Genomic DNA, 12,115 nt, shown 5'->3' with positions numbered 1-12,115 from the left:
CTGATCACCTTGTCACTGCAGCTGTCGGCTGCTGATTTGCTTGCTCTGGCGAAGCTGCGAGCTTCTCCTCCATGCGGTTTCCTAATAATTTCAAGAGAAACGGATCGAACAGCGCTTCCCTGATTTGCAGCAGACCCATTCGTTCAATCCATTGCGACAACCGTTCCGCGAAATGTCCGGTTTCCCTGTAATATTGAAGGAAGGCAGCCGCAAGCGTCAGCAGTTCCTCATCCGTAGCAGCCGTACAAAGCAATTGTCCCGCCTTTACCAGCCGTTCGCCGCTGCCGCCGACATACATTTCCCAGCCGCCCGGCACCCCAACGATCCCGATATCCTTCGACAGCGAAGCCGCGCGGTCATGCGGGCTTGCCGATACGCCAATCTTAATTTCTTGCGGCAATTGCGCCTGCTCCAGCTTCTTCTCCAAGGCAACGCCGAGAGCGATGGAATCCTGCATCGCGTCGGCAGCATAGCTGATGCCGCTGCATGTTCCCACAGCGCTTACGGTCTTCCCGTATGTCGGTCCGCTATCCGGCATTGCCAATTCTGATCTGACGGCTGATACATCCGCTGCCGCAATACCGAGCAAACCAAGCTGCGGACCTTCCAGCAGTTTCACAACAGGAATGCCGTATTTGTCGACAAGGTCAGCGATTTGTCTCAGCTGCTCCGCGGTTGTTAGGCCTCCGTACATTTTCGGCATAACCGCATAAGTACCGTCGGCTTGCATGCCTGACGGCTTATTTTCAGCTGCATTTGGCATGGCTGTGCCGTGAACCCCTGCATAATAATCCAGCGCAGGACGGCATATTTCACACCCTGTCTCCGTTTGCCAATCCAATGCGGTCATGATTTCGGCCGTATCAGCAAAACGGCGGTTCTGAATTTCAATCATCAGCTCGTCATGGCTAAACGTCGTACAGGCACAAACGGTTTCTTTCTCCGCGGTCTGGCCGAAGCCGTGTAGATGCACATAATCCAAAATGCTGCTCACCATCGTTTTACAGCTGCCGCAGGAGCTGGATGCCTTTGTGCATTTTTTCACTTCATCCACCGTTTGCAAGCCTCGCTCTTCGATAGCCTGCATAATTGTCCCTTTGGTAACTCCATTGCAGGAGCAGACCAGTTCCTTATCGGACATGGCCGCGATTGCGGCAACCCCCGATTCCTGGCCGCGTACGCCGGCTCCGTTCATTTCCTTCTCATAGACGGAGATATCCGTCTGCTGCTTAATCATTCCTAAGAGCTTCGTGCCCTCGCTGATTTCGCCAAACAGAACCGCGCCTACAATCTTATTATCGCGTATGACGATTTTTTTGTACGTGCCGCGGATACCGTCGATCCATTTCAATGATTTGACTTCGTCGCTGTCCATAAATTCGCCAGCCGAGAATACGTCTACGCCCGAGACCTTCAGCTGCGTTGCAAGCACCGAACCGTGATAGCCTTCATTTTCCACACCGCAAATGGTTTTCGCGAGCACCTTACCCTGCTCATAAAGCGGTGCAACGAGGCCGTAAACAATGCCGCGATGCTCCGCGCATTCTCCTACCGCATATACGTTCGGCACGCTTGTTTGCATGTAATCGTTAACGACGATCGCGCGGTTGGTTTCGACCTTGCCATCCTTAGCCAGCTGTACGTTTGGTCTGACGCCTACAGCCATGACAAGCAGATCTGCATCCGTTTTCGTTCCGTCCTTGAACTTCAGCCCGACTATTCGGCTCCGTCCGATAATCTCTTCCGATTGCTTCTCAAGCAAAAAACGCATCCCTTGCTTTTCGAGCTCCTTCTGAAGCATTTTGGCGGCCGTTCGGTCAAGCTGCCTTTCCATGATGCTGTCAAAAATATGAACGACATCGACCTTCATGCCTAGGTTCAATAATCCCCGGGCCGCCTCAAGTCCAAGCAAGCCGCCGCCGATAACGACGGCCTTTTCATATTTTTTCGAGGTTTCGACCATCGTTTCGCAGTCGCGGATGTCCCGAAAAGCGGTAACGCCTTGCTTATTCGCTCCCGGCAACGGCAGCATAAAGGGCAAGGAACCCGTTGCAAAGATCAGCTCGTCATAGTTAACGCTCTTCCCTGATTCGGTCATGACTTTCTTGCGGTCAACATCCACATTCGTTACCGTTTCGTTCGTAAAAAGCTGGATGTGATGGTCTTTATACCACTGCCAGTCATTGATCGTGATATCTTGGATGGTCGTATCGCCCTGAAGCACCTTGGACAACAGAATACGGTTGTAGTTAGGATGAGGCTCTTTGCCGAAAATCGTAATTTCAAAAGCATCCCGATCGATGTTTAAAATTTCTTCGACACAGCGTACGCCTGCCATCCCGTTTCCGATCACAACTAATTTTCTTTTCGCCATCATTAAACCTCCAATTAAATTGAAACGGCTGCTGTCTTTTTTAGTAGAACCGTACCGTTTGCATTTCCGGTTTTCCGGCTTGCACTGCAGGTGCCGGGCAGCTATGCGGAATACTCCATGTTTTTCTGGACTCCCGTTCGTTTCGGCCTCAGTGCAGAATAATTAAGGATTAAGCATGCCAGGGCGAAAATGACCATAAAAATAAATCCTAAGTTGTATTGGCCGGTCGCGTCCTTGACGATACCGAGCACAATCGGAGGGAAAAATCCGCCGATGCCCCCCGCTGCGCCAACAATGCCCGTAACCGCTCCTGTGTTCCCTGTAGATACTTCAGGCACCATTTTGAACACGGCCCCATTGCCTAAACCAAGAAGCAAGGAAATGAACAAGCATAGAAAGCTGAAATTAACAAAGTTCTCAAGCGTAATGGACAAGACAAGCGCGGCGGCCAATATCCCGAAAAAGACAACCGTGAGTATATTCTTGCTGCCGAACCGGTCTGCCAGATAGCCGCCCGCCGGCCGAATCAACGTAGCCGCCAAGACGAAACCGGCAGTTCGAAGACCTGCGTCGAAAGCGCTTAACTGAAATAGATCTTTAAGAAGGGTTGGCAGGTAAACGCTGAAAGCAACGAAACCGCCAAAGGTCAGAAAATAAAAGAACGACAAACGCCAAGTTGCTTTATCCTTCATAACGGACAAGGATTGTTTCAAGGTTTTAGGTTCGGCCGGCTTTGGCGCATCCTTGGTAAAGGTATGAAACACCAATGCCATAACCGCTATTCCGATTGCCAGGCTAAAAAACACCCAAGATATGCCGTATGACGTTGAAATCGAGGGAAGCAGGAAATTCGCTCCCGCTCCCCCCAAATTGCCTAGGCCGGCAATGCCCAGAATAAATCCTTGACGCTGCGGCGGATACCATCTGGATACAAAAGTCAGAGAAATAGCAAAGGTGGTGCCCGCCATGCCGATGAACAAGGCGCATATCAGCATCCAAACATAAGAATCCGCGAATCCCGCCGCAACCATAGGCAGAATCAAGAACAGCATCGTGAGCGTGAACACTTTCCTGCCGCCGTGGCGGTCCGTTAGAATACCCATCGGAATCCGCATGATCGAGCCGAGCAATACGGGGGTTGCAATCAATACGCTCTTCTCCAGCGTGCTCAGGTTAAAAAGCTCCTGAATCTGTCCTGCAATGGGCGGAAATACCGACCAGATCATGAATGATACGGTCATCGCGACCGTCGAATAGATAAGTGCTTTTGTTTGATTCATTGCCATTGGTCCAATCTCCCCGAATGAATTCCTTAGGATGCTTTATAAGCTGTATCTTCCACATACAGAAATAGATCGCCGCTTTCAGGGTCTGCTTCCACCTTGAAGGATACAACGCAGCCTTCATCCGGCTCCTGTACCTGTCCGTCCTTCAGATTGATCTTCCAATCATGCAGCGGGCAAAAAACATGATGGTCGCATACGATTCCTTCGGATAGCTTGCCGCCTTTATGCGGACATTTATTTTCAATCGCTTTGATTTCACCGTTCGAAAGCTTGAATAATGCAATTTCCAAATCTCCGATGGAGATTACTCTTGAGCGCATGCTCTCGATCTCCGAAATATGTCCGATTTTAATTTGTTTCATGCTGATGCCACCCTTTCTATTTCACTGCCGGTACAGGTAGATTTTCGAATGTTGTGCGCAATTTATCGGTCTCCACAATTTGTTTCCATGGATCTTGCGTCAGGCTGAGTGAATGCTCGATGCGTTCGACAAGCGCCAATCGGTCTTCTTTCTTCTCCAAGGCAGCCTTGATCGTATCCAGGCCGATTCTTTCAACCCATTCCGCCGTACGTTCGTTATATTTGCCGGTTTCACGGTAATACTGCATGTACGCTCCCGTCCATTCCAGAACCTCTTCCTCCGTCTTCACCTTAACGAGCAGGTCGGTGACTCTTACTTTCGTACCGCCGTTACCGCCGACATGAATTTCCCATCCGCCATCTATCGCAACGACGCCAAAATCCTTGATCGTCGCTTCCGCACAGTTACGAGGGCAGCCGGATACGGCCATTTTAAATTTCGCCGGTGTGCTCAAACGTTCGAAGCGCTTCTCCATTTCGATACCCATAGCCATCGAATCCTGCGTTCCGAATCTGCAGAACGTCGATCCTACGCATGTTTTAACCGTACGCAGCGTTTTACCGTAGGCGTAACCCGACGGCATGTCGAGATCCGACCACATCGAAGGCAAGTCTTCCTTCTTCACGCCCAGTAGATCGATCCGCTGTCCGCCTGTAAATTTCACTAACGGCACTTCATATTTAACCGCTACATCAGCAATTTTCTTCAGATCCTGCGCTGTCGTTACCCCGCCGTAGATTCTTGGAACAACGGAGTACGTGCCGTCCTTCTGAATATTGGCATGGTTTCTTTCATTAACGAATCTTGATTCACGCTCGTCTTCATGCTCCTCCGGCCACACCATGCCGAGGTAGTAGTTCAAGGCCGGACGGCATTTGGAGCAGCCTTCCGGATTGTTCCAATTCATTACGTGCATAACTTCCTTCGAAGTCGTTAATTTCATTTCGCGGATACCGTCCACCACTTCATCACGGCTAAGCGTCGTACAGCCGCAAATGCCTTCTTTGACCGTCTTAACGCCGTCCGCGCCAAGCACGAAGGTCAGCACATCTGCAACCAGCGGCTTACAGCCGCCGCAAGAAGCGGAAGCTTTTGTGCACGCCTTAATATCATTAACGCTCGTGCATCCTTTTTCTTTGATCGCATTTACAACTGCGCCTTTGGAAACGCCGTTACATCCGCAAACAATCTCATCATCGCTCATCGAGGCAATCAAATCATTGTTGGAAGGAGCCGATCCGCCCGAGCCGAGCAAAATTTCTTTTTCTTTCCCCGTAACATCCTCACCGCTGCGGATCATGGAGAACAGACGCGCGCCGTCGCTTATATCGCCGAACAAAACAGCGCCGACGACTTTTCCGTTCCGAATGACGACTTTCTTGTATACGCCGCCGAACTCATCCTGCACACGAACAGCGCGTGTATCCACATCATCCAAGTATTGACCCGCCGAGAACACATCCACGCCCGAAACCTTCAGCTTCGTAGAAACGACAGAACCGTGATAGCCGTCCGTTTCTAGGCCCGCCAATTTCTTTGCAAGCACGTCGGCTTGCTCGTACAATGGCGCGACTAGTCCGTACGAAATGCCGCGATGCTCCACGCATTCGCCAACCGAGTAAACATTCGGAATATTGGTTTCCATGAAATCGTTGACGAGAATCCCGCGGTTAACTTCAATGCCGCTCTTCTTGGCCATCGCCATGTTAGGTTTAATGCCGACTGCCATAACGAGAAGATCTGCACGCTCTTCGGAGCCGTCCGTAAATCTTAGACCCGTTACCCGCTCTTTCCCCAAAATCTTCTCTGTATGTTTGCCGAGAAGGAATTTCATACCTTGCTCCTGAAGTTCCTTCTGCAGCATGATCCCAGCCGGTTCGTCCAGCTGTCTGTTCATCAGAATTTTGTTGCTATGAATGACGGACACTTCCATATTCAGATTCAGCAGTCCCCGCGCTGCTTCTAGCCCCAGCAAGCCGCCGCCGATAACAACCGCTTTTTTGTACGTTTTCGCCGTCTCCATCATCGTCTCGCAATCTTTAATGTCGCGGAATGCGATAACGCCTTTTTTGTCCGCACCTGGCAGCGGAAGCATGAAAGGCAGCGAGCCGGTTGCAATAATGACATCATCGTAAGGCACTTGAATGCCGCTTTCCGTGCTTACGATCTTACGTTTCGTGTCGATGCTGCTTACCGTATGCCCTGCGTGGAGGATAATGTTGTTTTCTCTGTACCAGTCCCAACTATTGATAACAATGTCATTCATATCCGCATCGCCTGCCAGAACTGATGACAACATGATTCGATTATAGTTCGGATGAGGTTCGCTTCCGAAGATGGTAATGTCATACCGGTTCGGGACCAGCTTCAAAATCTGTTCGATACAATTTACACCCGCCATACCGTTACCTATCAAAACCAGCTTCTTCTTCATCCCATTCACACTCCTAAATAGTTAAGCATCATAAATCAGGCCATTAATCACTAAGATAAGCTATCAAACTTACGTCATATATACTCACATCAAATTACTTAACACTAATTTACCGCATTTTGCCGAATATCTCAATGGTTTTTTGTGAGGTAATTTAACATTTATAATAAAATAGCGTATGAATTTTATTTTGAACGACCTATTGTTCGTGTTTTCGGCTTTTTTCCACTATGAAAACGTTTTAAACTGTAAATCGATTCCAGTCGAAACGAAGTTAAAGTATTAAAATTTCCGTCGTGTCACTTTACTTCCCATATTTTTCGGCCGAGCTTTAATGTAATGATGCTCTTCTCTCACTTCAACCTGAAAAAGCGGCGAGTATTGCTGAACAACAAAAAGGTGTTCCCTTTTTGTTGGAAACACCTTTTACCCATTCCCGCTCCATCGGTTTTGAACATCGATTATATTCTCTTTCAAGTGGTTATGATTCTAGCAGCGGATTAGAAACAAATAGATAATGCGCGGCTTATTATGATTTCCAATACCGTTCATCCCCAACGAATGCCTCATTAAGTTTACTCATGCAATCGTCTTCGACCTTGCTATAATTAGCCACAGACAGCATCCCTGCAATAATGAACAATAATTTCATCTAAACACTCCTCATCATCTATTAGCTAATAAATACTTTGCGTCAAATTATATGACACTTAAATCTAGTTGTTTACTAACGGAATTGCTTTATATGTCACATAATATAACACCGTAACTTTAGAGTCAATTCATGGAAAGCGAAAATGCTATTCGGTTTTTTTATGGAGATGTTCAGTTATTCTAATAAAGAAAGTTTGCAGCCTCCCACACCTGCTGTTGCCGTTCTTCTGTCAAAAAGAACAAGCAAATAAAAAACTCCCTTGCTAAGCAAGGGAGTTGATAAATTTCAACGTTATTACGATCCAGCTCCAGCTTACGCTGAGGCCGTAATAAACCAAATCCGTTTTAACCAGCAGCAATAATCCTAATTTCTCATTAACCCTTCACCGAGCCTGCCAAGCCTGAGACAAAATATTTCTGAAACACTAAATACACCGTCAATGTCGGAATAATCGAGATCAAGACCCCTGCATTAAGCAGCGTATAGTCTGTCGCATGTTCGCCCCGAAATGACATCAAACCCGTTGTTATCGTTTTCATCGAATCTTTGGTAATGAATATCTGCGCGAGCAAAAACTCGTTCCAAGTGGCCATAAAATCGAAAATAACAAGAGTCGCTATCGCGGGAATGGACAACGGCAGGATGATTCGGAAAAATTTGCTCAGATCCCCGCAACCGTCAATCAGTGCCGCTTCGTCAATCTCCTTTGGAATCGTGCGAAAAAATCCGCGTAAAATCAGGATGCCAAACGGGATCCCGAACCCGACATAGACGAGAAAAATTCCGGGATACGTGCTAACCAAATGCGTTTTGTTTAAAAAAATATTAAGCGGTACAAGCGTTGCCTGCATCGGAATCATCATGCCCACCAAGAAAAAAGCGAATAGCGAGTTGCTCCATCGAAATTTAAGTCTTGTTAACGCATAAGCGGCAAGAGCTTCTATTACAATCCCTAAAGGCACTTTGACTAAACAAATGAAAATAGTGTTCCTCATATACATGCTCAAATTTCCTTTGTCCCATGCTTTGGCGAAGTTATCCCATTGAAACTGCTTCGGCCAAGCATAGAAAGGACTTGTTAACAATTCCGGCTTCGATTTAAGCGCCGTGAAAGCGATAAATACAACCGGGATCAAGAAGAGCGCAGCCAGCAAAATCAAAAATAGGTATCTTAAAGCACTCCAAACCGGATGAACGCGTATTTCTTCCATAAAGCTTATTCACCATCCTTTACCCGATTACAAATGCGATTTTCTTGTTGTATACAGCACATACGGGATGATTACGACCATCGTAATCAGTACGAGGAATAGCGAAATGGCCGATCCTGAACCGATATTGGCGAATCGAAAAGTTTGATAATACATCCAGGAAGATAAAACCTGCGTACTTTCAGCGGGTCCCCCGCCCGTCATCCCGTAAATAATGTCGTATACTTTCATCGATGCAATCATGGTCGTTGCAATCACGATGACAAACGTTTCCCTCAGCAGCGGGAGTGTGATATACCAAAAGGACTGGTATTTTTTCGCTCCGTCTATGATTGCGGCTTCATATGGATCTGCAGGAATCGTCTGGAGACCTGCCAGAAACAACACCATCGGCTGACCTACACCCTGCCATAAGGCAGCTACGAATACGGCATACAAAGCCGTCTTTGGTTCAGCAAGCCAAGCGTGTGTCCAGCTGTCCAGTCCCGCTAGTTCCAGCACTTTATTAATAAAGCCTTGCGTAGGGTTATACATCCAAGCCCAGCCCGAGGCGACGACAATGCCTGACAATACAAAGGGGAAATAGAACACGCCTCGAAATAAAACGCGGCCTTTCATTTTCCGGTTCAGCAGAAGGGCAAGTAGCAGGCCGGTTCCCATGATGAAAACGAGCGAGCCGATTGTCCATTGTAAGTTGTTCTTCAGCGCCCTTAAGAAAACAGAATCATTCATAATGAGATCAACATAATTTTGAATTCCTACAAAATCCTTGTGCGGGGCTACCCCGTTCCAGCTAAAGAAACTCAAATAAAAGGTATAAATGGCAGGAAAAAAAATGACCGTCAAGTAAATCAATAGGGCTGGCATGATAAACAGCCAAGGCTTAAGTACCCTAATTGCCACTTGCAAAGCTCCTTTCTAATGTGGACGTGAAGCAGCCGTTCGGCCGCTCCGCATCCATCCTTACTGAATAGCTGGATTATGGCTATTTGCTTTTATAGGCTTGAACGGCTTTTTCCATTTCTTCTGCGGCTTGCGCCGGCGTCCATTCCTTTAGCGCAACCTTATCCTGCGCCTCGAATAGTTTCTGGGCGACTTCTTGTGGCAGCGCTTGGTCCGTAATAAGGAAGCCGCCCGAATTTGCCGTTTCCAACAGCGTTTTTAGATGCGGTGTTTTGTCGGAAACGTTAACATTTAACGTAGCCGGCGTGCCGTATTGTTCAATATATTTGTTGACGACGTCCACGCTTGTCAAATACTCTCCGAGCCTAACTGCCGCTTCCTGCTTTGCCGTGTCCGATCCTCCGTTGATCTGGAACATCTCTGCAAATACAGAAGCTCTTTGCGGCGTCTGGTCGGTAGGAAATTTAAACACGTCATATTTGGTGTTGTCGAACCCTTGACCGTTTATGACGCCGTCGAACCAGGTACCTTCGTTTATCATGCCGGCCTGCTCCTGATAGATTAAATTCTCGGCTTCCGTTGGATCCAATAAGGAATATCCTCTTGGGAAGTACCCATTGTCCGTATATTCTTTGATTTTCTCAAAGGTTTGGATGACGGACGGATCGTTCCAGGAAGCTTCGAGAGCGTTCAGCTTGTCATGCAGCTCAGGCCCTGCAAAGTGCTCAAGCAGCTGCTCCGTCAAGCGCATTGTGTGCCATCCTCCTTTGCTCCCGAATGCAAGCGGCGTTACGCCGATGTCTTTCAATGTTTTCAGCTGCGCTTCAAAATCAGCGAAGGTTGCAGGCGGCGTAAGCTTAGCCTTCTCGTAAACGCTCTTCGGATACCACATGCCAAGTACATTCAAATGTACGGGTATCCCGGATACTTTGCCTCCGTATGTGGTCATTTCGATCGCGGCTTTGTTATAGATCTCTGACCATTTATGATCTTCGGCGATCTGTGTCAAATCCATCGTCATTCCGTTTTCCGGGTAAAAGGAACCGAGTGTTCCTCCCCATGTAAACCACATTTCCGGAAGTGTTTTGGAACTCGCGGCGACCTTCAGTGCTTCTTTAATCGGATCTACTTCATACTGCGTAAACTCAACGTCGATCGCAGGGTTTTCTTTCTTGAAATCTTCGATAGCCGGCTCCAGCCATTCCCAGCCTTGGTTTATCGCCCAAAACGAGATTGTAACCTTCTCGGCTGGGCCGCTTCCGCTGCCGCCTGCCGAGACGTTTTCCTGCCCATTGTTATTGCCGGACCCGCATCCGGCAGCCATAATCGCGACAAGCAATACCGTAAACCATACAGATAATCTTTTTTTCATTGCTATTTCCCCCTCTATTTAGCCTGCTTTTACGATTCGTAAAGCCTGATACGGTTTAACCGGCAAATCGACGCGGCAGCGTCCTTCATATTGGCCATCCAACGGTGTGACGGTCATTTCCCATGTATCGATGATGTCGATTGCGAACTTAATTCCTTCCGGCAGATCCAATATTCGATACGCGGGCCTGCTCGTACCGAAATATACCAGGTAATATTCATCATCCACACCGCCGGAGGCCGTATCCCATTGAAAATCAATTGCCGTTGCTCCAAGCTGAGGCCCCTGCTCGATAATATCCCGGAGATACCGTATTCGCTCCGGGCTTTCCCCGTGAAGCTTGCCCCCATGCGACCACCAAATAATATTTTCGGGATGGAGGAATGTTTCGCCATGCGTCACGTATCCGCCTTGGACTGTACCTCTCCAGAAACATTCAAGCATTCCTTCGCCTGTAATGTTTCCCCAGCCATGATTAAGGTCCCCTTCATACCTGCATTCATCAATGACGACAGGCTTCTTATACAGCTCCCGCCATTCGGTAACAAAATGAAGGTCATGATGCTGGATGCTTGCGTGCGTCACCCATGGCTTGCCGTGATCGTACCAATGCAAATTGCTCCGGTAATGAATGCCGGGATGATGCCAGTTATGAATCGAGCGCAGATGCTGGTAAGGATCATTTTCCTGGATGATACGGAAAAACCGATCCCAATCCTGCATGGATTTGTCCTGCATCAAATCGAATTCATTGGCCAAAGACCACCATATATTGCGGAAAGCAGACAGTCTGGCTGCGGCATAACGCAAGTAGTTATCATCCGTTTCCGGATTCATATTAGCAAAGCCCCAGCGGTCATAAGGGTGAAAGAGGATCAGATCCACTTCAATGCCCAGACGCTGCAAATCCTCGATTCGGCGTTCAAGATGACGCCAGTAAACCGGATTAAAGGCCGTCAAATCGAATCCAATTTCAAGTGACCCCTCGTACGGATACGACACTGGCTCCTTAAGGTTATAATCATAATGCTTGGGAAACACGCACATACGAATTTTATTGAATGCTTTGGATTCTCTCAGGCTTGTTAGCGTTTCCTCTTCTATTTGTTCGTCTTGATGGTTCCAAACATAACAAGTCGTTCCAAAAGGATAATAAGGCGTTCCGTCCGCATAAGCGAAATGAACTTGTTTATCCACCCGCACGGGCCCGCGGTTGCCTGGCTGGGGTGAAGTACATAACATGCTGCCTTCAATCCCGTCTAGTTCCTGCACATTAGATTGGGTTTCAAAGGTCCACATCCCCTCAGTGTCAGGCATAAAACGGATACAATATTGTCCTTCGCCGTCATAGAAGCCGTTTACCTCTACCGTTCGGTGGCGGTAATGGAAACGCGCATTTAATTTTACATCTGAATAAGGATTGCCTTCGGACGGCCCGTAAAGACGGAGCTCCAACTTCCCCCAGCGTTCCGTTTCTAATACCTGTTCCAGTTTACGTCCCATGGTTTTGGATTTCCT

The 12,115-nt window shown here is 47.9% G+C and carries 9 protein-coding genes; all 9 read right to left on the bottom strand.

The genetic code is table 11. The annotated features are described in order from the left end of the window. Nucleotides 1-4: 4 nt before the first annotated feature. The 9 genes from nirB (ACN6MW_RS25210) to ACN6MW_RS25170 all read right to left on the bottom strand — a co-directional run bounded on the left by nirB (ACN6MW_RS25210) (nucleotide 5) and on the right by ACN6MW_RS25170 (nucleotide 12,100). Complete coding sequence (nirB, locus tag ACN6MW_RS25210; protein WP_419872604.1) at nucleotides 5-2,377, bottom strand: nitrite reductase large subunit NirB; 2,373 nt, start codon at nucleotides 2,375-2,377, stop codon at nucleotides 5-7. Between the two features lie 98 nt (nucleotides 2,378-2,475). Continuing rightward, nucleotides 2,476-3,654 carry an MFS transporter gene (locus ACN6MW_RS25205; protein WP_419876442.1) on the bottom strand — a complete coding sequence of 393 codons (1,179 nt, stop codon included), beginning with the start codon at nucleotides 3,652-3,654 and terminating at the stop codon, nucleotides 2,476-2,478. Nucleotides 3,655-3,686: 32 nt separating this feature from the next. After that, complete coding sequence (nirD, locus tag ACN6MW_RS25200) at nucleotides 3,687-4,022, bottom strand: nitrite reductase small subunit NirD (protein ID WP_419872603.1); 336 nt, start codon at nucleotides 4,020-4,022, stop codon at nucleotides 3,687-3,689. A 16-nt stretch (nucleotides 4,023-4,038) separates the two neighbouring features. Continuing rightward, nucleotides 4,039-6,456: a nitrite reductase large subunit NirB gene (gene nirB / locus ACN6MW_RS25195; RefSeq protein ID WP_419872602.1), complete on the bottom strand. Its 2,418-nt coding sequence runs from the start codon at nucleotides 6,454-6,456 to the stop codon at nucleotides 4,039-4,041. 529 nt (nucleotides 6,457-6,985) lie between these two features. Then, nucleotides 6,986-7,108, bottom strand: coding sequence for a hypothetical protein (locus ACN6MW_RS25190; RefSeq protein ID WP_419872601.1), 123 nt, complete (start codon nucleotides 7,106-7,108; stop codon nucleotides 6,986-6,988). Nucleotides 7,109-7,485: 377 nt separating this feature from the next. Further along, nucleotides 7,486-8,322: a carbohydrate ABC transporter permease gene (locus ACN6MW_RS25185; RefSeq protein ID WP_419872600.1), complete on the bottom strand. Its 837-nt coding sequence runs from the start codon at nucleotides 8,320-8,322 to the stop codon at nucleotides 7,486-7,488. A 27-nt stretch (nucleotides 8,323-8,349) separates the two neighbouring features. Beyond that, entirely contained in the window at nucleotides 8,350-9,225 is an 876-nt protein-coding gene (locus ACN6MW_RS25180) for a carbohydrate ABC transporter permease (protein ID WP_419872599.1), read from the bottom strand. 82 nt (nucleotides 9,226-9,307) lie between these two features. Continuing rightward, nucleotides 9,308-10,597, bottom strand: a complete 1,290-nt coding sequence (locus ACN6MW_RS25175; protein ID WP_419872598.1) for an ABC transporter substrate-binding protein — start codon at nucleotides 10,595-10,597, stop codon at nucleotides 9,308-9,310. 18 nt (nucleotides 10,598-10,615) lie between these two features. Then, entirely contained in the window at nucleotides 10,616-12,100 is a 1,485-nt protein-coding gene (locus ACN6MW_RS25170) for a DUF5605 domain-containing protein (RefSeq protein WP_419872597.1), read from the bottom strand. Nucleotides 12,101-12,115 lie beyond the last annotated feature (15 nt).

The organism is Pristimantibacillus sp. PTI5, assembly GCF_048572955.1.
Lineage (GTDB): Bacteria > Bacillota > Bacilli > Paenibacillales > Paenibacillaceae > Pristimantibacillus.
The sequence above is the reverse complement of the archived record's forward strand: the minus strand, read 5'-3'. Positions and strand labels throughout refer to the sequence as shown.

Bases quoted from the DNA above. Each gene is read 5' to 3' on its own strand.
- nirB (WP_419872604.1), bottom strand. From the start codon at position 2,377: ATGATGGCGAAAAGAAAATTAGTTGTGATCGGAAACGGGATGGCAGGC.
- ACN6MW_RS25205 (WP_419876442.1), bottom strand. From the start codon at position 3,654: ATGAATCAAACAAAAGCACTTATCTATTCGACGGTCGCGATGACCGTA.
- nirD (WP_419872603.1), bottom strand. From the start codon at position 4,022: ATGAAACAAATTAAAATCGGACATATTTCGGAGATCGAGAGCATGCGC.
- nirB (WP_419872602.1), bottom strand. From the start codon at position 6,456: ATGAAGAAGAAGCTGGTTTTGATAGGTAACGGTATGGCGGGTGTAAAT.
- ACN6MW_RS25190 (WP_419872601.1), bottom strand. From the start codon at position 7,108: ATGAAATTATTGTTCATTATTGCAGGGATGCTGTCTGTGGCTAATTAT.
- ACN6MW_RS25185 (WP_419872600.1), bottom strand. From the start codon at position 8,322: ATGGAAGAAATACGCGTTCATCCGGTTTGGAGTGCTTTAAGATACCTA.
- ACN6MW_RS25175 (WP_419872598.1), bottom strand. From the start codon at position 10,597: ATGAAAAAAAGATTATCTGTATGGTTTACGGTATTGCTTGTCGCGATT.
- ACN6MW_RS25170 (WP_419872597.1), bottom strand. From the start codon at position 12,100: ATGGGACGTAAACTGGAACAGGTATTAGAAACGGAACGCTGGGGGAAG.